This window comes from Pantoea allii, from assembly GCF_002307475.1.
Taxonomy (GTDB): Bacteria; Pseudomonadota; Gammaproteobacteria; order Enterobacterales; family Enterobacteriaceae; genus Pantoea; species Pantoea allii.
Map to the genome: position 1 here is coordinate 522551 of NZ_NTMH01000040.1, position 21173 is coordinate 543723.

21 protein-coding genes and 1 pseudogene are annotated in these 21173 nt (G+C 53.7%); 15 read left to right on the forward strand and 7 right to left on the reverse strand.

Going from position 1 to position 21173, the window contains the following annotated elements; all coding sequences use genetic code 11:
• Positions 1 to 509 precede the first annotated feature (509 nt).
• Both CMR03_RS19600 and CMR03_RS25675 read left to right on the forward strand, forming a co-directional pair.
• Positions 510 to 1055: a hypothetical protein gene (locus tag CMR03_RS19600; RefSeq protein WP_096012396.1), complete on the forward strand. Its 546-nt coding sequence runs from the start codon at positions 510 to 512 to the stop codon at positions 1053 to 1055.
• A gap of 607 nt (positions 1056 to 1662) precedes the next feature.
• A pseudogene (locus CMR03_RS25675) lies at positions 1663 to 1764 on the forward strand (VOC family protein); the annotation flags it as partial.
• 33 nt (positions 1765 to 1797) lie between these two features.
• On the opposite strand, the gene CMR03_RS19610 reads toward CMR03_RS25675, so the two are convergent.
• Positions 1798 to 2145: an NIPSNAP family protein gene (locus CMR03_RS19610; protein WP_096012398.1), complete on the reverse strand. Its 348-nt coding sequence runs from the start codon at positions 2143 to 2145 to the stop codon at positions 1798 to 1800.
• A 471-nt stretch (positions 2146 to 2616) separates the two neighbouring features.
• Here CMR03_RS19610 and dgcN point away from each other — a divergent pair, with 471 nt between their 5' ends.
• From dgcN to CMR03_RS19665, 11 genes are all read left to right on the forward strand, one after another.
• Positions 2617 to 3624: an N-acetyltransferase DgcN gene (dgcN, locus tag CMR03_RS19615; protein WP_096012399.1), complete on the forward strand. Its 1008-nt coding sequence runs from the start codon at positions 2617 to 2619 to the stop codon at positions 3622 to 3624.
• A gap of 1 nt (position 3625) precedes the next feature.
• Positions 3626 to 4591 (forward strand): N-acetyl-D-Glu racemase DgcA, encoded by a 966-nt coding sequence (gene dgcA / locus CMR03_RS19620; RefSeq protein WP_096012400.1) that lies wholly within the window; start codon positions 3626 to 3628, stop codon positions 4589 to 4591.
• Between the two features lie 15 nt (positions 4592 to 4606).
• Complete coding sequence (locus tag CMR03_RS19625) at positions 4607 to 6472, forward strand: ABC transporter ATP-binding protein (protein ID WP_096012401.1); 1866 nt, start codon at positions 4607 to 4609, stop codon at positions 6470 to 6472.
• 22 nt (positions 6473 to 6494) lie between these two features.
• Positions 6495 to 8036: a glutathione ABC transporter substrate-binding protein gene (locus CMR03_RS19630; RefSeq protein ID WP_096012402.1), complete on the forward strand. Its 1542-nt coding sequence runs from the start codon at positions 6495 to 6497 to the stop codon at positions 8034 to 8036.
• 81 nt (positions 8037 to 8117) lie between these two features.
• Positions 8118 to 9050 carry an ABC transporter permease subunit gene (locus tag CMR03_RS19635; protein WP_096012403.1) on the forward strand — a complete coding sequence of 311 codons (933 nt, stop codon included), beginning with the start codon at positions 8118 to 8120 and terminating at the stop codon, positions 9048 to 9050.
• Positions 9047 to 9931: an ABC transporter permease subunit gene (locus tag CMR03_RS19640; RefSeq protein WP_063879186.1), complete on the forward strand. Its 885-nt coding sequence runs from the start codon at positions 9047 to 9049 to the stop codon at positions 9929 to 9931. Before CMR03_RS19635 ends, CMR03_RS19640 begins: the two co-directional genes overlap by 4 nt.
• A gap of 2 nt (positions 9932 to 9933) precedes the next feature.
• Entirely contained in the window at positions 9934 to 10977 is a 1044-nt protein-coding gene (locus CMR03_RS19645) for a DmpA family aminopeptidase (RefSeq protein ID WP_096012404.1), read from the forward strand.
• Positions 10974 to 11795: a M55 family metallopeptidase gene (locus tag CMR03_RS19650; protein WP_096012405.1), complete on the forward strand. Its 822-nt coding sequence runs from the start codon at positions 10974 to 10976 to the stop codon at positions 11793 to 11795. The genes CMR03_RS19645 and CMR03_RS19650 overlap by 4 nt, the downstream gene beginning before the upstream one ends.
• Before the next feature lie 638 nt (positions 11796 to 12433).
• Positions 12434 to 13342, forward strand: a complete 909-nt coding sequence (locus tag CMR03_RS19655) for a LysR family transcriptional regulator (RefSeq protein ID WP_096012532.1) — start codon at positions 12434 to 12436, stop codon at positions 13340 to 13342.
• A gap of 1331 nt (positions 13343 to 14673) precedes the next feature.
• Positions 14674 to 15327, forward strand: coding sequence for a plasmid IncI1-type surface exclusion protein ExcA (excA, locus tag CMR03_RS19660; protein ID WP_257469620.1), 654 nt, complete (start codon positions 14674 to 14676; stop codon positions 15325 to 15327).
• Between the two features lie 32 nt (positions 15328 to 15359).
• Positions 15360 to 15545, forward strand: a complete 186-nt coding sequence (locus CMR03_RS19665; protein ID WP_096012407.1) for a hypothetical protein — start codon at positions 15360 to 15362, stop codon at positions 15543 to 15545.
• Positions 15546 to 15724: 179 nt separating this feature from the next.
• Here CMR03_RS19665 and cspE read toward each other — a convergent pair whose 3' ends face one another.
• Complete coding sequence (gene cspE, locus CMR03_RS19670) at positions 15725 to 15937, reverse strand: transcription antiterminator/RNA stability regulator CspE (protein WP_063879191.1); 213 nt, start codon at positions 15935 to 15937, stop codon at positions 15725 to 15727.
• A 440-nt stretch (positions 15938 to 16377) separates the two neighbouring features.
• Between cspE and CMR03_RS19675 the strand changes: the two genes are divergently transcribed.
• Positions 16378 to 16749 carry a hypothetical protein gene (locus CMR03_RS19675; protein WP_096012408.1) on the forward strand — a complete coding sequence of 124 codons (372 nt, stop codon included), beginning with the start codon at positions 16378 to 16380 and terminating at the stop codon, positions 16747 to 16749.
• Positions 16750 to 16943: 194 nt separating this feature from the next.
• On the opposite strand, the gene CMR03_RS19680 is transcribed toward CMR03_RS19675, so the two are convergent.
• A complete protein-coding gene (locus tag CMR03_RS19680) occupies positions 16944 to 17501 on the reverse strand; it encodes a GNAT family N-acetyltransferase (RefSeq protein WP_096012409.1) in 558 nt (185 codons plus the stop codon).
• A 312-nt stretch (positions 17502 to 17813) separates the two neighbouring features.
• Here CMR03_RS19680 and CMR03_RS19685 point away from each other — a divergent pair, with 312 nt between their 5' ends.
• Positions 17814 to 18389 (forward strand): YceI family protein, encoded by a 576-nt coding sequence (locus CMR03_RS19685; RefSeq protein ID WP_096012410.1) that lies wholly within the window; start codon positions 17814 to 17816, stop codon positions 18387 to 18389.
• A gap of 32 nt (positions 18390 to 18421) precedes the next feature.
• Here CMR03_RS19685 and CMR03_RS19690 read toward each other — a convergent pair whose 3' ends face one another.
• From CMR03_RS19690 to CMR03_RS19705, 4 genes are read right to left on the reverse strand one after another with little or no spacing between them, the layout of a single operon-like run.
• A complete protein-coding gene (locus tag CMR03_RS19690; RefSeq protein ID WP_096012411.1) occupies positions 18422 to 19237 on the reverse strand; it encodes an anti-sigma factor family protein in 816 nt (271 codons plus the stop codon).
• On the reverse strand, positions 19234 to 19791 hold the full coding sequence (locus CMR03_RS19695; protein WP_096012412.1) for a sigma-70 family RNA polymerase sigma factor: 558 nt from the start codon (positions 19789 to 19791) through the stop codon (positions 19234 to 19236). The genes CMR03_RS19690 and CMR03_RS19695 overlap by 4 nt, the downstream gene beginning before the upstream one ends.
• Entirely contained in the window at positions 19772 to 20323 is a 552-nt protein-coding gene (locus tag CMR03_RS19700) for a tetratricopeptide repeat protein (RefSeq protein WP_096012413.1), read from the reverse strand. Before CMR03_RS19700 ends, CMR03_RS19695 begins: the two co-directional genes overlap by 20 nt.
• 13 nt (positions 20324 to 20336) lie before the next feature.
• Positions 20337 to 20915 (reverse strand): cytochrome b, encoded by a 579-nt coding sequence (locus CMR03_RS19705; protein ID WP_096012414.1) that lies wholly within the window; start codon positions 20913 to 20915, stop codon positions 20337 to 20339.
• Positions 20916 to 21173 lie beyond the last annotated feature (258 nt).

The following is a 21173-nucleotide window of genomic DNA, read 5'->3' on the forward strand; positions in this document are numbered from 1 at the left end:
GCCCGAAAATCGGTGAGATTCTGCGAGATGGTAACGACTATCCAACATGGACACTGACGTCCGCTTCTGGCACAAAGCGGACAGGCTGACTGAGATGAAGGTCCGCTATGAGCGAGGAGCGGACTTTCTTATCTCCTTAGCATGGTGTGAATCAAGAAGCGGATATGGAAAAATCAAATCTGGTAATGTCTGCGTCAGAAAGTCAAAAGGAGACGTGCTTCGTTCTATAACTATTAATTAGCAGCTTTGCCGCACTTTCCGGTGACATTACATAGCGCTACATGAAAAACTGGCGATTATTCCTGAGCCAGATTCTCAAATTGCAAGTAGCGTTGTTGTTTCTGTATGGCGCATTGTTTCAGGCCAGGGCTACTAAAAGAGAAAACGCCAGACTAAAATCATCACTGAATGCATCAATCATGATTTTGTATCCATATGTTTAGCTGAAATTTGCAAACTTATTTATGTGTAGTACATTTCCTGAACTCTCCATGTTAAGGATATGTTACATGAAATCGAAGATTGTTGTGCTTTCAACGTTTCTGATGATAACTGGATGTACTTTAAATAGAGGACATGTAGCTCAGTTAACATGCGATAATTTCGAAAATCTTGCAAAATGCATGGATCAGGCACGTGCCAGAGGGCTTACCGATGTTGGAATTGGCGACGTAGGTAGGTCTGTCGGTCTTGTTGATGGCTGGGCTGGTAATATGAAAGCTGATCAATTACTCGTAGGAGAAGGTGCTTTTCCAAGAGAAGTGCTTAGGATTGATCAGGATATCGCCGCCATGATGCCTGAAGGCGAGCGGATTTTGAAAACCGGGGACTGGGCAAAGTACCCGGCATGGCGAACCCGGTATGTGCATCTCTCTGAAAAACTCTACAATGTAAAACTCCCCGCAGCTCAACGTGCTTATGACAACGCTGCTTCAGCAAGGGCGGAGGGATTCCACACAGAAGCCACCGCGCCAGCCGCCCAGCAACAGGAATGCTATGTGCCTATTGGTGTGGGACCAGAAGGTCCTATCATGGGAATGGGACCTTGTAACTGACAAGACTTGCGGCATATGCGGCCAAACTCGCGTAACGCACGATGTTCTTTACAACCCCTGACCTGCTCACCGTTGATTAACACACCGCGATGTTAGTAATGTCCGCTCCTGGCACTAAGCGGACATCTAAATGACATTTTTAACTCTAACTTGCGATTGTGAATTCTGTAAAAAGCGAGAAAAAAACTTTGCTGGCGGTAAATCGTATCCGAGGAAACCCGCCCGTGCCGGAGTTTTACCGAATGGGCCGGACGGCGCGGGTGCAGAACAACGCCCCTCCGGGAAGGTGTAACGCCCCGTCCGGCACGGCATATAGTAGTATTATCAGCCGAGTGAGATACAACATGTAGCGTTCCGCGACGCAGCGGAGGAATTCGGTAATATGGGCGTTTTACCGAATCTTTATCAGGCGAGCGGAAGTAAGCATTGAATCATCCACGTCGTAAAGCTTCCGGGCTGCCCGGATTGAGAAAGGGTTCTCGATTTTCTGGACGGTTTTTATCTCCCAGGCTAACCAACCGTCTTCATGATAAGATGCGCACGCGGGGAGGACATCTTCACGTTTAAATTCTCTGATGTCTCCCAGTGTTATTATGGCTACTTCTGTGATAATCACTGCAACATCGGAGAAAAAATTGCCTGCCAGCGAGAGTTTCTTGTGCAGGATCCGGATGGTTATCTTCTGCGTTTCAGCCAGTACATTGAGTAGCGCTTCTGCCGCGATTTTGCCATTCGCTCGTATTTAATAAAAGCCAGTCGTTACTTGATTTCTCAGTCCTTCAATCACCGTTTCAGGCAAAGTTATGACTGCCTTCACGCTAGTTTTGATCCGTTCGATGATTGCTGTTCGAGGTCCATTCTGCCAAGCCTCACTCCCGTAAAATGCTTCCTGCGATGCCTCCATATGCTCAATGTCATCAAATGCCCGAATCAGGTAGTACGAATCCTCGTCATGCAGTGAGCAACCGAATACAACGACATCGATACCCGCCTCATGATGCAGAGGAACACTTATTTCTACCATGACTTGATGAAACTTCTGACCGGTACCGGGTTTTAGGCTGTACTGCAATATCTCAACAATTCTCATAAGTTTCACTCCATTGCTATACACTCTGGCTTGCTCTCCGCAGATTAGTACATTCTTGGGTCAGCAACGTTTGCTCCTGGCACAAAGCAGACATCATCGCAGAGAATCTCTTACAGGGTTGAAAAAAGACCCTCGCTTTCACCATGATTTAGCCTGTCTGTATATCAGGCTTAACCTCTTTGCCTCGGTTAAGTCCTCAATAAGATGAAATACCTAAAACATTTTTGGACGACACTTTGGTGATGAACATAGCGAGTGTTTCGCACAGGTCTGGCTGATGATTTTCCTATAGCTCGCCCTTTATTGGGAACGAATTATATCCTGATACGTTGAAATAACAGAGTTACCATCACTTTTTTATCTGACTATAGCCTGCCGTTATACCCTGCTACTAAACAAGCATTCGTCACCTTTCAAAACGCATGAAATAGTGGTTTCAGAACCTTACCTTTGTCTGAAACGAGAAATCTCATGCTAATCCCACAACCTTATTTACTTTTTCTTGGTGATGTTACCGATCCACTCGCGGCGAAAACGGCGCGCGGTATTCATATCTGGCGGCCGGAACAGTGCGTTGGCGAAATTAAACTGCCGGGCTGCACTGTCAGCCTGGGTCTGGATGAGCTCGACATCCCCCGCGCCAAAGCGCGCGGCGCAAAAACCCTGGTGCTGGGTACCGCCAACGCAGGAGGTTATCTGCCAGAACACTGGCTGGCGACGGTTAAAAGTGCCATCGAAGCGGGCATGAACGTTGCCAGTGGATTACATCATCGTCTGGTGGACGAACCTGAACTGGTAACGCTTGCAAAGACGTTTGGTGTGGAGCTTTTTGACTTACGTCATATGCGTCCGAAGCTCAATGTGGGGAGCGGTAAGAAGCGCACGGGTAAACGGATACTCACGGTGGGGACGGACTGTTCAGTGGGCAAAATGTACACCTCACTGGCGCTGGAAGCGGCGATGCGCGAGCGCGGAATGAAAGCAGATTTTCGCGCTACGGGGCAGACCGGCATTCTGGTTGCGGGCGAAGGGATTGCGGTGGATGCGGTTATCGCTGATTTTATTGCCGGTGCGGCGGAAGCGCTGTCCCCGGCTAATGATGATGACCACTGGGACATCGTTGAAGGCCAGGGTTCGCTGTTCCATCCCTCTTATGCGGGCGTCAGTATGGGACTCATGCACGGTGCACAACCGCACTGGCTGGTCATGTGTCATGAAATGGGTCGCCCCCATATGCGCCATTTGCCCCATCAGCCCATGGTCAGCCTGAAAGCGTGCGTTGAAGCCAATCTGCGTGCCGCGCAGGTGACCAGTGAGTCTGTCCAGCTGGCTGGCTTTGCCATTAACACCTCTAATTACCCTGAAAAAGAAGCGCGTGCCTATTGCGCCGAAATCAGCGCCGAGTTTGGTTTACCGGCAACGGACCCGGTGCGTTTTGGTATTGACGAGATCGCCGCGCTGCTGCAGGAGCGTGGTTGAGATGAGACAGTTGCAGATTGACGTGGTAGCGCTGCCGCTGGCGCGGCCCTTTGCTATCTCGCGCGGTGTGCGTACCAGCGTAACGGTTATCCGTGTCACGCTTGAGCAAAACGGCTTCATTGGGCAAGGCGAATGTACGCCGACGGCGCGCTACGATGAGACGCCAGACAGCGTTCAGGCCGAGCTTGAAGCGGTACGCGCTGACGTTGAAGCAGGCTTGAGCCGCCACGATCTGCAACACCGTTTACCCGCCGGTTCCGCGCGCAACGTGCTGGATTGTGCGCTGTGGCGCCTGGATGCCGCACGCGCCAGTCAAACGCTGTGGCAAATCAGTGCCTGTTCTCAGCCATCGTCGGTGGTCACGGCGGAAACCCTCAGCCTCGATACCCAGGGAAATATGGCGCTGGCGGCGGCGGATGCCGTATCTCGTGGTGCCATCCTGCTCAAAATTAAACTCGGCCGTGATGCGGTGCTGGAAAAAGTGGCGGCAATTCGCGCTGCGGCACCGCGCGCCACGCTCATTATCGATGCCAACGAAGCCTGGTCAGGTATGGATTTGGAAAGCCTGCTGCTGGCGCTTCAGGCTTACAACATCGCGATGGTCGAGCAACCGCTTCCCGCCGGTCAGGATCATGACCTGCAACGTTTCCATCATCCGATTCCCGTCTGTGCTGATGAAAGTTGCCATACGCGGGAGGATATTGCCGGACTGCGTAATCGTTACGAGATGATCAACATCAAACTGGATAAGTGCGGTGGCCTGACGGAAGCGCTGGCGATGGTCGATGAAGCGCAAAAGCAGAATATGCGCATTATGGTCGGCTGCATGCTGGGCTCATCACTGGCGATGGAAGCCGCATTGCCCGTGGCGGTCAACGCAGAGCACGTCGACTTAGATGGGCCTATTTGGCTTGCCGCCGACAGCTCTCCCTTTTTGAACTACTCCGAAGGCCGTATCTGGCTATAACGCGACGAGGCTACCATGACGGACACACGACACACTTCCCCAGTTGCAGATGCCGCCTGTTCAGCACCGGTGCTTGACATTCGGGATCTCAGCGTATCATTTCGTGGGCGCAGTGGTGAGAACCAGGCACTGAAAGGCATCACTTTCGCCATTAATCCGGGAGAAATTGTCGCCGTAGTGGGTGAGAGCGGCTCCGGTAAATCAGTCACTTCGCTCGCCGTGATGGGCTTGCTGGCGAACAGCGGCCGTATCGATCGCGGCAGTATGCAGTTTCGCGATCGCGGCGGGAAAGTGCATGCGTTAGAAACACTGGATGATGCTCAGCGCCGCACGTTGCGTGGTCGTGAAATGGCGATGATCTTTCAGGAGCCAATGACCTCGCTGAATCCGGTGCTGCGCATCGATGATCAACTCACTGAAGCCTTACGCGATCATCAACAGTACGACAAGAAACAGGCCCATGCGCGCGTGCGTGAATTGCTTCAACAGGTGCGTATCGCCGATGTGGATCGTGTGATGAAGAGCTATCCGCACGCGCTCTCCGGCGGTATGCGCCAGCGAGTGATGATTGCGCAGGCACTGGCATGTGATCCGCAACTTCTTATTGCCGATGAACCCACTACGGCGCTGGATGTTACCGTGCAGGCGCGCATTCTGCATATTCTGCGTGATTTGCAACGCGAGAAGCAGATGGCCGTTCTGTTTATCACCCATGATATGGGCGTTGTGGCTGAAATCGCGGATCGCGTCGTAGTCATGCTGCGGGGCGAAGTGGTCGAGCAGGGCACCGTATCAGAGATTTTTGCCGCCCCGCAGCACGCGTACACCAAAGCGCTGCTGGCGGCCGTGCCGAAACTGGGCGATATGCGCGACTATGCGTGGCCGCAACGCTTTCCCCTGCTCGGTGCCCAGCATGCGGCACAAGACGAGCAGCATACCGCTCGCTACGACAGTGCGCCGCTGTTGGATGTGCGCGGGTTGAAAGTCTACTATCCCATTCGCAGCGGCATTTTCTCGACCCATACACATCATGTGCATGCGGTTGAGCAGATTGATTTCAGCCTGTGGCCGGGTGAAACCCTGGCGATCGTGGGTGAAAGCGGCTGCGGCAAATCGACCACCGGGCGTGCGCTGATGCGCCTGATCAACAGTGATGCCGAAAGCATTCACTTCGAAGGAAAGGAAATTTCGCACCTGAAAGAGGCGGCCTTCCAGCCGCTCCGCCGTGAAATTCAGATGGTGTTTCAGGACCCTTATGCCTCACTGAATCCGCGCCTGACCGTGGGGTTCACCATTGCCGAGCCGTTGCTGTTACATGGCATGGTGTCCTCGCTGGAGCAGGCTTCTTCACAAATCGATGCGTTGCTGAAAAGTGTCGGCCTGTTGCCCGAGCACGCGCGTCGTTATCCGCACGAATTTTCTGGCGGCCAGCGCCAGCGTATCGCCATTGCCCGCGCGATGGCGCTGAAACCGAAAGTGATTATTGCTGATGAAGCGGTATCGGCCCTTGATGTCTCGATTCAGGCACAGGTGGTCAATCTGATGATGGACCTCCAGCAGCAAACCGGCGTGGCATGGATTTTCATTTCTCACGATATGGCGGTCGTTGAGCGTATTGCCAATCGCGTGGCGGTGATGTACCTCGGCCAGATTGTGGAGCTTGGGCCGCGCCAGTCGGTATTTAATCAGCCGCAACATCCTTATACCCAACGTCTGCTGGCCTCCGTGCCGGTAGCGGACCCCGAGAACCGTCAGCCCCGTATTTTCGATGACAGCGAAATCCCTTCGCCGTTGCGAAAGGTGGGTGAAACGGTCACTAAACCCCGTTATCGGCAGGTTGCGCCCCAGCACTGGGTTGCTGACGGCATTGCATTGCGATAATCCTCAACGACCAGGAGATTTTATGAAAACACTGTTTCGCCGTACTTCGCTCGCCCTCGCATTGACGACGACGCTGGTCATGACTGCGCAGGCCCAGGATCTGCGTATTTCAATGTATGCCGATATTACGGGACTGGACCCGCACGATACCTCCGATAATGTCAGCTACTCGGTGCAGAGCGGCATCTTTGAGCGCCTGTTCCAGTTTGATGCCCACATGAAGCTGCAGCCCTGGCTGGCGACCGGTTATACCTCCAACGACAGTGCAACGGAATTTACGCTGACGCTGCGTAAAGGCGTTACCTTCCAGGACGGTACGCCGTTTGATGCCGACGCCGTCAAAGCCAATCTTGATCGCCTCGCCGACCAGAAAAAAGGGCTCAAGCGCAACAGCCTGTACAAAATGATCGCCAAGGTCACGGTGTTGGCACCCGACCAGGTCAAAATCGATCTTAATCAGTCGTTTGGTGCCTTTATCAACACGCTGGCGCATCCTTCTGCGGTGATGTGGAGCCCGTCGATTCTGAAGCAGTATCCGGACGAAGCTCAACTTAGACTGCATCCGGTGGGAACCGGCCCGTTTAAATTTGTTAACTGGACACCGGGCAAAGCGGTGACGCTGGCGAAGTATGACGGTTACTGGCAGCAGGGATGGCCAAAAGTCGACCATGTCATCTTTTCACCCAGCCCGGAAGATGCCACACGGGTGGCAGCGTTAAAATCGGGTCAGGTGGATGCCATCTGGCCGTTGCCTTCCGATCTGATCGCTGCCGTGAAGCAAGACAGCAAGCTTTCGATTCAGCGCGATCCCAGCATTTATCTTTATTACATGGCGATTAACACGCAGCACAAGCCGCTGGCGGATGTTCGCGTGCGTCAGGCAATCAACTATGCAATTGACCGTAATCTGTGGCTGAAGGTGGCCTTTGCCGGTTTGGGCAAACCGGCCACATCCGCGATGCCGGAAGGGGTTCAGTTCTATCAGAAACAAACCGATCCGGATTACCACTATGCACCGGACAAGGCCAAAGCGTTGCTGAAAGCGGCGGGCTATCCTGATGGCCTGGACCTTAAGCTCTGGGTCACCAATGCCACGGCCAGCGTGCGCGCCGCTCAGGTGCTGAAAGCGCAACTGGCCACGGTGGGCATTCGTGCCACGGTGACACCAATGGATTCGGGGACGCGCAACGCTAAGCTGTGGGGCGTACAGGACCCGAAAAAGGCAGAGTTTGACCTCTATTATGGCGGCTGGTCGACGTCCACAGGCGATGCCGACTGGGCGCTGCGTCCGCTGTTTGCCACAGAATCCTGGGTGCCCACCTCGTACAATGTCTCTTATTTCAGCAATCCTGATGTCGATAAAGCGATTGCCGCCGGGCTGGCGACGGCCGATCCGGCAAAGCGTGGCATTGCCTATGCGCAAGCGCAGACGCTGTTATGGAAGGATGCACCAGTGGCCTTCCTTGGCACACCCGACAATCTGGTTGGCAAACGCAGCACCCTGAACGGCGTTTCGATGCTGCCGGATGGCAATTTGCTCTTCACTCAGGCGTCGTTTAAATAAGACGCGGATCGCCTCAGGTTCTTTGCCCTGTGCGGGCAAGGAACCTGAGGGTGCCCGTCGCACCTCATTTCAAGGAATGGCATGTTTGCATACATCATTCGCCGATTACTGGAGATGATCCCGGTTTTGCTGGTGGTCTCGCTGCTGGTTTTCGGTTTTATCAAGCTGCTGCCGGGCGACCCGGCGCGCATCTACGCGGGACCGGATGCGCCCATTGAGGCCGTCGAAGCGGCGCGACAGCATCTCGGGCTGAACGATTCTCTACCGCAGCAGTATGTCCACTGGATCGATAGCCTGTTGCATGGCGATCTGGGCACGACGTACCGAACCCAGCAACCGGTGCTGCAGGTGATTAAGCAGGGCTTCATGCCAACCCTGTGGCTGGCCTTAGCGGGTTTCGCCTGGTCCGTGATTCTCGGCCTGATACTTGGCGTGCTGGCGGCACTGAAGCGGGGTAAATGGCAAGACTGGACGCTGATGAGCATGGCGGTTGGCGGTATTTCCATGCCCGCTTTCTGGTTGGGGCTGTTGCTTATCCAGTTCGTCGCGATGCCCTTTGGGGTGTTTTCCGTCAGCGGCTTTAACAAGGCCAGCGATATTGTCCTGCCTGCCATTACGCTGGGGGCTTCTGTGGCGGCGGTAATGGCGCGGTTTACCCGCTCGGCCTTTCTTGAAGTGGCGCAGGAAGATTACGTGCGCACCGCAAGAGCCAAGGGACTGCGTAACCGCCTGGTGACGTGGAAACATGTGATGCGCAATGCACTCATCCCGGTGATTACCATGCTGGGTTTGCAGTTCGGTTTTCTGCTGGGCGGCTCCATTGTCGTGGAAAGCGTCTTCAACTGGCCGGGGTTAGGCTGGCTGTTGATTGAGTCGATCAAGGCGCAGGATCAACCGGTCATTCAGGCGCTGGTGATGCTGTTCGTGTTCGAATTTATTGTGATTAATTTGCTGGTCGATCTGCTGTATGCGGTCGTCAATCCGGCCATTCGTCTGCGACAGGAGCCAAGATGAGTATGCAATCGCTGACTGAAAACCCGCCTCAGGTCATCCGTTCGCCGTGGCGTGATTTCCTGCATGCCTTTGTGCGTAACCCTCTGGCGCTGGTTTCGGGCGGATTTGTGCTGCTGCTGATCCTGGTGGCGATCTTTGCCCCCTGGCTGGCACCCTGGGACCCGATGGCACCGGACTGGATGGCGTTATCGTCGCCGCCCAGCGCCGCACACTGGATGGGAACCGACGAACTGGGGCGCGACCTGCTCAGTCGCATTATCTATGGGGCGCGAATCTCACTCTATGTTGGCGTGTTGTCCGTGACGCTTGGCATGATTGTCGGGGTCGTATTGGGTTTACTGGCAGGCTATTACGGCGGTTGGGTTGATATGCTGATCATGCGTGGTGCCGACGTGTTGTTCGCGTTCCCAGGCATGTTGCTGGCCATTGCGGTGGTGGCGCTTCTTGGTACGGGCCTGAACAATGTGATTATCGCGGTCGCGGTATTTAGCGTTCCCGTGTTTGCCCGTATTGTACGTGCTTCAACGCTCTCATTAAGACAGGCTGCCTATGTTGAAGCCGTGCGCTGTGCCGGTGCACCAGACAGAATCATTATCCTGCGCCATATTCTGCCCGGCACGCTTTCCAGCGTGATTGTCTATTTCACTATGCGCATTGGCACCAGTATCCTCACCGCGGCGGGCTTAAGCTTTATTGGCCTTGGGCCGGAACCGGATGTCCCTGAATGGGGTAATATTCTGGCAATGAGCCGTAGCATGATGATGGCGGGCGCATGGCACATGAGCGTGTTTCCGGGACTGGCGATTTTTATCACCGTGCTGGCGTTTAACCTGCTCGGAGACGCGCTGCGCGACACGCTCGACCCGAAACTCAAGGGCTAACCATGGATTTTCAACGATTGCAGTGCGATCTGCTGCTGGATCGCTGGCGTAATGCGCGAACGTTAGGGCAGCCGCGCAGCGCATGTGGGCCCACCAATCGAATCAGCGATGTTGCTGGTGTGCGCGTTGGACATTACACGCTGAATGACGGAGAGAGGCAGACTGGCGTAACGGCTATCGTACCGCCGGGCGACAATCTGTTTCTCACGCCGTTGCCATGCGGGGCCGACGTCCTGAACGGCTTTGCGAAACCGGTCGGGCTGGTCCAGGTCGAAGAGCTTGGTGTGTTGCAGACGCCGATTTTGCTCAGTAACACGCTGGCGGTGGGCACCCTGTTTACCACGCTGGTACGGGATGCCATTAGTCGTAATCCGGAGCTGGGGCGGACGTTACCCACGGTGAATCCCCTGGCGCTGGAGTGCAACGATGGCTGGCTCAATGATATCCAGGCGCTGGCCATCAGCGAGGCGATGGCGCAGGAGGCGCTGCACACGGCTGCGGCAGACTTTGCGCGCGGCAGCGTCGGTGCTGGGCGCGGAATGAGCTGTTTTAACCTTAAGGGCGGGATTGGCACGGCCTCGCGTGTTATTCCGTCGCTCAACGCAACGCTCGGGGTGCTGGTGCTGGCGAATTTTGGCACGCTTAGCGCACTCACGCTTGACGGTGTGCGGCTGGGTGAAAGGATTGCGCCGCTACTGGCGGGTGACGCACCGCAGCGTGATGCCGGTTCTGTCATTGTGATTATGGCCACGGATGCGCCGCTGGATGCGCGCCAGTTGAAGCGCATCGCGAAGCGTGCCGGTGCCGGCCTTGGACGGCTGGGCAGTTACTGGGGCCATGGATCGGGTGATATTGCGCTGGCATTTTCAACGTACCCTCTGCCGCAACCGCCGCAGGACGACACGCTGGAGCCGCTGCTTGCCGCCGCCGCCGATGCAACCGAACAGGCTGTACTGGATGCGTTGTTGAGCGCGGAGGCTGTTACCGGCTTTCGTGGTCACCATCGCCCCTCACTGACTCAGATTCTGGATAAATTAACCGCATGAAAATTTTTATCTCTGCTGATATTGAAGGTATTGCGGGCGTGATGCGCCCGGAGCAATGCACGCCTGGCAACCCGGAATATCAGTTGGCCCGGGGACTGATGGAACAGGAAGTGAATGCTGCGATTGAGGGGGCGTTCGCGGGGGGCGCAACGGAGGTGGTGGTTGCCGACAGCCATGCGCAAATGACCAATCTGCGTGCGGAAAATATTGACCCGCGCGCCCGACTGGTGCAGGGCAAACCTCGCGGCCTTTCGATGGTTGAAGGGATAGAGCAGCAAACCTTCGATGGATTATTTCTGGTGGGCTATCACAGCGCGGCAGGCGAATCTGGCGTACTGGCGCACACCATTAATGGCCGTGCATTCTGGCGTATCCATATCAATGGCCTGGTGATGGGGGAAACCGACATTTATGCCGCCGCCGCCGCCGAGCATGGCACGCCACTGTTGCTGGTCACGGGCGACGATCAGCTCCAGCACTGGATAGCAGAATTTTATCCCACGGTTGATTATGTCTGTGTAAAACGCGCTATTTCCCATACCTGCGCGGAGTCCATCAGTCCCAAAGCGGCACAACGTGCGATATGCGCCGCTGCAAGGGCTGCGCTACAACAGCAACCTTCGGTCAGCACGACGCGCCTGACGGCACCTTATTGCATGCAGCTTCAGGCCAGCAAACCCGTATTGGCCGATCTGTTTAGCCTGATTCCGGGCGTTACGCGCATTGATGCGGTGACTGTGGAATATCAGGCGGAGCGAATGGATACGGTGATCAGCCTGCTCAGCGCGTTTTCTTATCTGGCGAGTACCCAATCGTAGAGAAGGATGTTCGTGACGTCAGGGCAGAGACGATGTTCGTCCCTCTGGCGCTCACCTGGACTGTTTCCTGCAACCCCACGGTCTGGCGACCGCCAGGCCGTGCCTGCTAATCACGCGCACACGCGGATGACCGCCGGGCCAGCCACGCTGCAGCACAACAGCGCCTGAACACCGTTGCTCCCGCCATGCGCCTTTCGTTGCACCCTCGTGGTGCGAATACCTGTCCTGCCAGATTGCCAACACGGGTGCGGTCGGCCGGGATGGGCAAAAACCGGCCCGGTCTGGCTCCCTTTCCCCATTATTTTCCGCGCATACAGGCAACATCACCCCGATCGGCAGCTAAAGGCGACAGTCAGTAGCTTCGCCAGCGTTACGGTACAATTTTTGCAATAAAGCAGGAACAGAGCAGGGATTGCCATGCCGCGATCACGACACATTTGATTGCGCGCCATCCAGGGCAGGGAACGGAGAACCGCGTAACAGAGCGCGCCGGTCCGGTTTGCCGGTAGGCCTGACGAGATAAACAATGTTACAGGTGTACACTGTGATTCAGACATTGGCGGTTCTGCGCGCGAACAGTTAATAAAGGCTTCTGACAACGGCCTGCGGGCAGATGAATCCACTTAGGGTAAATAATGATGCGGCTCCGCCACATAGAAGTCTTTCAGGCCATCGTTCAGACCGGCAGCATTAGCGCAGCCGCGCGCTTGCTTAACGTGTCGCAACCGAATGTCAGCCGGGTGCTGAATCACGCGGAACAGCAACTGGGATTTGCGCTGTTCGAACGGCGTATACAGGGCATGAGCGTCACGGCAGAAGGGCGACGGCTGCTGCCGGAGGTGGAAGATCTCTACCAACGCTTACAATCCATCACCCAACTCACCGAACAACTGCGGCGCGGCGAAGGACAGACAGTCCGCGTCGGTGCGGCTCACGCTTTTGGTCAAATGGTACTGGCTCCCGCCCTGGTCACCTGGCGGCAACAGGTGGCCTCGGTCAGTGTCGAACTGGTCACGGAGCACTTTAATACCCTGTGCCAGATGATTCTGGATAATCAGCTGGATTTCGCGCTGGTCTTTGGTCAGCAGGTGGACGCCGATCTGCTGGCCGAACCGCTGTTTCAGTCTTCGATGGTGGCGCTGCTGCCACTTAATCATCCCCAGCACGAACCTGTTACGCTGGAATGGTTATGCAGTAATAACCTGCTGATGATGCAGACACAGGACCCGCTTGGGCGCGTACTGCACCGTGCGCTGCGCGATAAAAAACTGAATCCCGCCGTGTCGCTGTCGATTAAAACCTACTCGGTGATTGCGGATATGGTACTGGCGGGCGGTGGCGTGGGTGTCGTGGATCTGTTCACGGCTTGCCGTTATGCCGGACAGTTAAAATTGCTCCCTGTCGCACAACCGTTGCCGTTTGAAGTCATGCTGATCAGCCGTCGTGATTGCCCCCAATCGCAGTCCACGCTGCAACTTAAGCAGGTCATTCGTAACAGACTGTGGGAGATTGCCCGCCAGTGCGAAGCGCAGTTTATCCGTGAGTGAGCAAGCTATGCGCTCACTTACAGCCATGCAGCTTATTGAAAATACTGTTGTAGAGCTTTTTAAAAAGGTCAGGAGGAAGGTCGGCATCCTGAGATTTATTCTGTCTGGGGGATCACGCTGTTCGCGCTATAAGCATATTCAAGGCGCGCACCTGAGCGTTTTTTACGAGGGTGCTGATGTAAACCTGCGCCGGGTTGTAAATGGATGAGGTTACTATCCTGAGAAATGTTAAAAGCCCTGACCATTGCAGTCAGGGCTTTTAAGGTACTTCAGACTTCAGATTTGACATTAATGAACTTACTAAATGACTACTGCAATTTATACTGCGTATAAATGCACCCGTTTGCTACAGATAATATTGGGCATTAAAACGTGAAGACCTCCCATTAGTTATCCTGGTATATCACTTGCCATCTTTATTAATGACTAAAGCATGGCGTCTTAAACAAGTACATTCCCCATCGCGACATATACTCTTTGATGCGTTGCCTGACTACAGTTGCTTTCACCTGAATCCAGGGAAGCAACGAGATGGGTAAATCAAGGCCTTACATCGTCGCGCTTTTACTACCATTTTGCTGCACAGCACTGTCACTACATGGCCTTAAAGCGAACTGCATCCCAAACTACAGACTTCATGGCCTTTAATGCAAAATGGCTTACCCCAATTAGTACAACAATGATGCTCGTTTCTCTGTGCTGTTAGGAACCTAATCTACGGGTTTTATTCTCCGAGTCAATACTGTTTTTAAAAACATGTTTAAATTATCAGTGACATAGAAAACCTCCCTTTAAGAATGCTCCCAATGTTTTATTTCTGTGGGCCAGAGCGAACGTCACTGAAAAATGGCGGATGCTTTTTTGACATCAATCAAATTCTTTCAGAAGCCGGCATTCCAGTGCGTCGCTCATTATTTTCTTCAGCCGGGGACTTATCGCCTTTCATTGACATCGGTTAAGGACGAAATAAGAAAGTTATATTGCGTATCTGGAAAAATATATGGAAAAATCATCACCATGAAAACGCTACTGGTCGTAGCCTGGAAACAGGAGCAGGGCAGAATGACCCGATTCGGGTGCCGGTGGTTTTTCGCCCGTGGAAAGCGCCGATGATCTGAATGCTCAGCTGTCAAAGGGTGACAGCAGTGCAGCGTTTTGTTAATACGGAGACTGTTGTTGGCAGTGAGTGACTCAGTCAGGCTTCATTCCGTGCTCCCGGCGTGTGATGAAGCGGCCAGACGATGTGGTTTCTGGCTCACAGTATCCCGAACTCTCTCTGCCGGGCGTTAGGTAACCCGGCGAACAATTTGACAGGTGTAGAAGAGGTCATAATGAGTCAGGTTGAAAGGGTAAATCCTGTTAAAGAGCCCCTATGGCAAAAGGTATTCAGGATCTACATGATGACGTGTTTTCCCTGCGCGTTGTTAATCACTTTACCTTCAGTATTCATTATCCCGTCACTGCTCAGGAAAGGTGATTATCTGACGCTGTCGCTTTTCGTTGCCATCTGGGTTGCCTTTGCCGTGCCGCTGATTTCAGCCGGATTAAGCAAATTACGTCACCGTAAGGTGCTCGGCCACATGGTTGCGCTTCTGAGTTGTCCCCATCGTTTCAGCCCACGTGCGCATCAGGTGGTAGATACAAAACGAGGTCAGTATTTTGGCGTGGACACCGATCGCGGCACCCTGCTTTACATTCGCAGGGTGAACAGGGACACCACTGATGTGGTGGCGCTGACCATGGATGACTGGGTGAAATGTGAACAGGACGGGGCATGTTTACGTATCCACACCTGCCGGACGGATGTATCACCACTGTGCGTATACGATCATCCTGCATCAGTGGGATTGATAGCCGAAACGCTCAGGGCAATGAGACACAGACGTTATCCCGAGCCTGCCGGAGAATCCTGGTCTCACTATGTCAGGCGGCAGAGTCGCCTGATTCCTTATGCGCACAATGTTATCGCACCTCAGGACATCTGATTCATCCGGCTGGCTGCTCGTCTGGCCTGGTCATGAAAATCGGTTACTGTTCTGGACAGCTTCGTGCCGCTTACGGGGTGATGGCGCATGCCCGGAAGATACCGCTTTATAAAGCGATCTCTGTTAATCCTGCCTGGACCGGTAAGGGCGATGGTGAGAAAAACAAGAACACGAGTAGGGCAGGACATTACCAGATGACGGGATGGGGAATGGCGTGAATGTTACCTACAGGATTGCCTGCTAAATGATGACCGCGGGGACAAGCAGAACAGAGGGCGGACGACATCAAGGCAATAAAAAACCCGCACAAGGCGGGTTTTTTTGTTATCGGCAGAGCTGTTCTGAGCAGACCAGTGTCTTTCTCGCGGTTGTCAGCGCCGCTGATAACGAAGGCAGGTTAGAGCGGCGTAACGTTGCCAGCTGCAGGACCTTTAGCGCCATTTTCAATGGTGAAGGAAACTTTCTGTCCTTCATCAAGCGTTTTGTAGTTATCACTCTGGATAGCAGAAAAGTGTACGAATACATCTTTGCTACCGTCGTCTGGAGTAATGAAGCCAAAACCTTTATCTGAGTTGAACCATTTTACTAAACCAGTCATTTTGTTAGACATAGATATTTCCTTAATTGATGAGCCACTAGGTGCGGCGGTTATGGCCTGTCATTGAGATTTACTTATTGGGCACTTAGGAGGAGGCTCTCGAAGAAAGGTATCTTTGGATAACGCTTTAACTGAGGACTGCTTTACTAAAACTGCTTCATAAGGTCTGTGTTCCAAACCGATGCGCTATTAAGACACAGCGAAATGGATTTTGCAAACCCTTTATTTTTCTGTCTATTTGAACGTTCAGAAGGCTGAACGGCTATCCGAAACGCGCTGCTGGAAGAGAGTGATGAATCTCAGAGACGCTGGCTGTTTTTGCTAAAGTCCACGAAAGGTTAGGAATCGGGGACGTTCTCTTAAGACGCTGCCAGTCGGAAACTCTCATTAAGCGTGTGAAACGAAAAATTATGGAGGATTGCAGGAGCGATAATGAAGGGCGTCAGAGGCTTATGACACTGGGTGAGATAGCGTTGGCAAGATCGGTTTTTAGTCCTTCCATCGTTTATCCTCGCGTCTGGATTCATCATGCCAGTGACTTTCCCTTCAAACTTCAGGGAAGAAATACCACAATGAGTCCTGACGGCGAGCTTTATTTCCGGGACTGGTATTGCGAAGACGTTGTATCAGCACTGACGTATAATAAGCAGGTCATTTTCCCGGCTGAAAAACAACCAAAAGCAGGTCTTTTTTGTATTCAGCCTGCAAAATTTAGATTTGAAAACGGGCAAGAATATTTCACTTATATTGAAGTAAATAAAAAGCAGAGGATGAGAATAAAAAGGCTACAAGAAAAGCCTATGTCTCGACCTTCCGGGTGGTAGAGCAAGATAACAATCTCAAGATTGTCCCAACCGCGCATAAATCAAAGCCAAACCCGCATCCCTGTATTCGGGGTAATTTACAGTGAAACTGTACATGACAGAGACAAGATCAAACGCAATTCCGGCAACAAAAAGTCGCCGTCCTGAAAGGTGATAAGGCGCAAGAGCCCGATCTGAGAGCGTTGCGGTTTGAGTCAACAGTCATATCTGTAGATAAAGGTATCGTCAATCCTCCCCAGGCCATCGAGGCGCTCGTTCACGAGAGTGGCTTCACGTTTGAAACCACATTTCAACGCAACCGACTGACTGCGCAGGTTACGTCCTGCCGTACGAATTTCGAGTCTCTTTGCCTGCAAAAATGCTGAGGCCATGTTTGTGACCTGTTTGCATGCTTCAGACATTATGCCTTTCCCCAACACATCGGTAGCGAGCCAGTAGCCGATTTCATAGTAAGGAATCGCGCGATTTCTGATGAATAAGCTAATACAGCCCACGAGTTCATCTGACTGACGATCAATAATTAAAAATTTATATTCTTCTCTGTCATTCAGAAAATTATCAGCCGCCTCCGCCATGTTTTTCTTAACAGAATCAAGAGAATGAAATCCCGGAGACCAGAGCAAGAATTCATGATGAAGAGAACTGAACGCATTCAGTTTCTGCTGCATTTCTTCTGTACGGCTCATGTCAGGGGCAATCAGATAAAAATTTTTATGCTGCCGAAAATGTAAAGGAATATCATCCAGATACATATTAAATCTCCCGTGCACAGGTTATTTTTATTTCTTATCACAAGCGAGGAACAGCGGCATCCACTTTCAGGATGTGGGGAGCAGCAAACTCCCCCCTCCAGCCCGCGATAAGCTGAACGGCGCTCGCGCGCCAGCATCAGTAAAAGCCGCTCATCTCCCCAGCATGCTAAGTCCACCTCTTACACCATCATGCCGTTTCCACATCCGGGCGAGATCCCCATCCCCATGAATGTTATATAACTGTAAGTATTAATCGAATAAAGTTGTTACCTGGCGCGTTTATGCGTTGTCTGTTCACTGGAGAATCCCGTTATGACGCGCGCTGTTACTTTTCTGGTTGCTGGGTTGCTGCTGAGTCCGTTATCCCACGCCGCCTCACTTTATTACACGATTTCCACCCCTGACACCGCGATAGGGCTGTCATGGCGCGCCTTTGGCGGTATTTCACATGCGAAATTAACGGGCGTGACCGGCGAGGTCGCGCTGAATCCGACGAATGAAATGGATAATCATGTGAAGGTCAGTATTCCAGTCTCCACGCTGATCGCCTCAAACAATCTGCTGACATATCAACTGAAAAGCAGCATGTTTTTTGATGCGCCGCGCTATCCCAATATCGTTTTTACCAGCAGCCGGATCGTGGCGCAGGGCAACGGCCATTTCAGAATTTTTGGTTCGTTATCGGTCAAGGACGTGCAGCGGCCGGTGATTCTGGAGGCCACGATGGAAGAGCACGATCGCACTGCGCAGAGCGAGGACAGGATATCACTGCATGCGATGACCACGATTTCCCGCTCGGCCTACCATATGGATCGCTTTACCGCGCTGGTGGATGATACGGTGACCATCAATATTGATATCCAGGCAGAGGCCAGCCACGTGCCGTGAAACGGCGTTACAGACAGCAAGGCCGCTGGCCGTTAAGCGTTGAGGGATTTTTTCAGGGCGTCAGCACTGGCGGCCAGTTCCCCGTCCGGGTTGCGGCCTATCAGAACAAACTGGTAGCCGCCATGATGCCACCAGACCAGGCGCATATCATGGCGCTGTTCACGCTGCAGGCCGCTCGTGGCAGGCTGCTCGTCCGGGGAAATGCACAGCGCCATCGGGCCGTATTCCGCATGAATCCACGCAATCTGTGCAATGGACGTGCTGTCATAGCGCAGCATGCGCACCATCTTTAATTCCGCATCCGGCAAGGCAAGCTGCCGGGCATGAAGACGCAGGCCAATGTCCTGCGCCGTTCGCGCCAGGCCATGCTGCAGCGCGGCAGGGGAGTTATCCGCATCCAGCAGGGTTTCTGCGCTGTACAGTGACATGTACTGCGCTTCGAGATCGCGAATTTTCTCGCTCTCACTCAGCCTGGTTTTAGCCGGGCGAGCAAGGTAGCCCAGGCCCGATCCGATCACCAGAAAACTCAGCGAGGCCGCAATCAGCGAACGACGGCTGACGCCCGATGTGGCGGCAACGGCAGCAGCAGCGGGTTCCTGCCCTGGCGCGGCTAATAGCGTGTCGAGCTGGCGCTGCAGTTTGGCTTCCGGTGCCTTATCCAGTAAGGGCGCAAAGGCCGCGTCAAAGTCGAGCTGGCTTTTCATCAGTTCACCAACGCGTTCAGCCAGCTCCGCATCGTTTTCCAGCAGCGACGCAAACTGGCGTGCATCCTCGGGGTCCATCTCGCCATCCAGCCAGGCAACTAAGGCTTCGTCACTGTAAGGGGGCGAAAAATGCAGCCTGTTCATGAGCGTTTCTCCTTCGCAGCGGCCTGAGCATCAAATGATTTTGCCAGCGCCGAACGCGCGGTTGCCAGCCTGCTCATAATGGTGCCGATGGGCACGGCCAGCGTTTCTGCGGCTTCCTGATAGGTGAATCCTTCGACATACACTAAAAATACGGTATTGCGCTGGGCTTCTGGCAATGCGCTGACGCGCTGCATGATTTTCTGAAAATGCAGGCGTTCATCGTCACGTTCCTGCGTATCAGGGGCCAGCAGGTCATCGCTTTCCACAAAACCCTGTCCTAACCGCACGCGGCGGGCGCGTAGATCGGAAATCCAGATGGAGTGAAGAATCGAGAACAGCCAGCGATCTATCCGGGTACCTGGCGTAAACTGCGCGCTCTTTTCGAGCGCGCGAACACAGGTAGACTGCACGAGTTCTTCGGCAACGTCGTGGTTTCGGGACAGCACCAGCCCGTAGCGCCACAGGCGCGTCAGATGGGCAGCAAGCTGCTGACGAACTTCGCTGGTAGTGATGTGACTGTCCTCATGGTACGTATCAGGATTCCGGATGACCATCAATGGCGGCCTGCAAATCACGATACTCTTCGCATCCTGTACCGCACAGGCTGGCGATGGTTTTCAACTGCGCTTTTGCCAGATCGGGCCGGCCTTTAATCAGCCACGCCTCGCCCAGGTATTCGCGCACTTTCGCATAGCGCGGGTTAAGCGCCAGCGAGCGTTGATAATACCCGATACCTTCGTCGGTACGCCCGAGTTTTCGGGTGGCATAACCCCGGTAATTCCAGGCTTCTGCGGTATTGGGCTGTTTCAGGCTATCCAGCAGCGTCAGTGCGGCCTGATATTCGCCTTTTTTTGCCAGATGATAGGCATAGTTGGTCTTGTCTTCGTCACTCAGGCGTGCCGTCTTGTCGGGAACGCACTGTTTACTCTTGCTGTCGTAAACCTGCCCACGCGGACAGTCGGGAATGTTACTGTTGGTGCTGTCATCGCCTGCGGCCAGGGCCGGGTTGGCATGGATAACAAACAGCAGGGCCGGAATCAGCAGCTTACGGCCTGTGGCACGCAGCAGTGAAGAGGTGTTTTTCATGGTAGTGCTCCAGTTAACGGTAGGTGCGAACGGGCAGCATGCGGCGTAGCACGTTATCGCGTAAAACGTAGTGGTGGATAAGGGCGGCCAGCGCATGGAACGAGGCCAGAATAATCAGCGCCCAGGCGACATTGTTGTGTAATTCCCCCAGGGCATGTTTGAGCAGGGGATCGACATGCACCAGCCCGGTCAGATCGAACAGGCCAAAAAAACCAAAGGGTTCCTGCTGCGCCCAGCGAAACATAAAGCCCAATACAATTTGTGTGAACAGCAGCAGATAGAGCGCACCGTGCACGCAGTGTGAAAGGAATTTTGCCGGACGAGAAATGGCCGCGGCAGGCATCGCGTAACGCGGTGAGCGTTGACTCATCAGCCGCCAGACCGGCCGGACCACCATCACCAGTGCCAGGATGATCCCGCAGGAAATATGCACCGACTGTAATCCCTTGCGGAGCGGTGTCCCGCGCTCCAGCCATTCCCAGATGTGCGCACTGGCAAACAAAAAGATGACGCTGGCAGCGGTAATCCAGTGCAGCGCCAGGGTCATGCTGTCGTAGCGCTGTCGGGGTTTTTTGGCTTGTGTTTGAATCATGGCTTGCGATCTCTCAGTCAGGTTTATGATGAGTGAACGTATCTGTGCGGATTTTTATTCGATATTTTTTTAACGCGCTGCGTTTGGGTGAGGTCACTCACCAGAGGAAGGGCAAGAAAACGGCTGAACTGCCCGGCCTGCAATCGTTACCCATTTCAGTACACGTCGTGCCATGCGCCGTCACAGGTATGTTCTGGTTGCCGGTGAGCTATTCGGATGATGCGCATCCTGCGAAAGGACATTGACGTCATCGGGAGG

Excerpts from the sequence above, each read along its gene's own strand:
- CMR03_RS19600 (WP_096012396.1), top strand. The coding sequence starts at position 510 with ATGAAATCGAAGATTGTTGTGCTTTCAACGTTTCTGATGATAACTGGA.
- CMR03_RS19610 (WP_096012398.1), bottom strand. The coding sequence starts at position 2,145 with ATGAGAATTGTTGAGATATTGCAGTACAGCCTAAAACCCGGTACCGGT.
- dgcN (WP_096012399.1), top strand. The coding sequence starts at position 2,617 with ATGCTAATCCCACAACCTTATTTACTTTTTCTTGGTGATGTTACCGAT.
- dgcA (WP_096012400.1), top strand. The coding sequence starts at position 3,626 with ATGAGACAGTTGCAGATTGACGTGGTAGCGCTGCCGCTGGCGCGGCCC.
- CMR03_RS19625 (WP_096012401.1), top strand. The coding sequence starts at position 4,607 with ATGACGGACACACGACACACTTCCCCAGTTGCAGATGCCGCCTGTTCA.
- CMR03_RS19630 (WP_096012402.1), top strand. The coding sequence starts at position 6,495 with ATGAAAACACTGTTTCGCCGTACTTCGCTCGCCCTCGCATTGACGACG.
- CMR03_RS19635 (WP_096012403.1), top strand. The coding sequence starts at position 8,118 with ATGTTTGCATACATCATTCGCCGATTACTGGAGATGATCCCGGTTTTG.
- CMR03_RS19640 (WP_063879186.1), top strand. The coding sequence starts at position 9,047 with ATGAGTATGCAATCGCTGACTGAAAACCCGCCTCAGGTCATCCGTTCG.
- CMR03_RS19645 (WP_096012404.1), top strand. The coding sequence starts at position 9,934 with ATGGATTTTCAACGATTGCAGTGCGATCTGCTGCTGGATCGCTGGCGT.
- CMR03_RS19650 (WP_096012405.1), top strand. The coding sequence starts at position 10,974 with ATGAAAATTTTTATCTCTGCTGATATTGAAGGTATTGCGGGCGTGATG.
- CMR03_RS19655 (WP_096012532.1), top strand. The coding sequence starts at position 12,434 with ATGCGGCTCCGCCACATAGAAGTCTTTCAGGCCATCGTTCAGACCGGC.
- excA (WP_257469620.1), top strand. The coding sequence starts at position 14,674 with ATGAGTCAGGTTGAAAGGGTAAATCCTGTTAAAGAGCCCCTATGGCAA.
- CMR03_RS19665 (WP_096012407.1), top strand. The coding sequence starts at position 15,360 with ATGAAAATCGGTTACTGTTCTGGACAGCTTCGTGCCGCTTACGGGGTG.
- cspE (WP_063879191.1), bottom strand. The coding sequence starts at position 15,937 with ATGTCTAACAAAATGACTGGTTTAGTAAAATGGTTCAACTCAGATAAA.
- CMR03_RS19675 (WP_096012408.1), top strand. The coding sequence starts at position 16,378 with ATGACACTGGGTGAGATAGCGTTGGCAAGATCGGTTTTTAGTCCTTCC.
- CMR03_RS19680 (WP_096012409.1), bottom strand. The coding sequence starts at position 17,501 with ATGTATCTGGATGATATTCCTTTACATTTTCGGCAGCATAAAAATTTT.
- CMR03_RS19685 (WP_096012410.1), top strand. The coding sequence starts at position 17,814 with ATGACGCGCGCTGTTACTTTTCTGGTTGCTGGGTTGCTGCTGAGTCCG.
- CMR03_RS19690 (WP_096012411.1), bottom strand. The coding sequence starts at position 19,237 with ATGAACAGGCTGCATTTTTCGCCCCCTTACAGTGACGAAGCCTTAGTT.
- CMR03_RS19695 (WP_096012412.1), bottom strand. The coding sequence starts at position 19,791 with ATGGTCATCCGGAATCCTGATACGTACCATGAGGACAGTCACATCACT.
- CMR03_RS19700 (WP_096012413.1), bottom strand. The coding sequence starts at position 20,323 with ATGAAAAACACCTCTTCACTGCTGCGTGCCACAGGCCGTAAGCTGCTG.
- CMR03_RS19705 (WP_096012414.1), bottom strand. The coding sequence starts at position 20,915 with ATGATTCAAACACAAGCCAAAAAACCCCGACAGCGCTACGACAGCATG.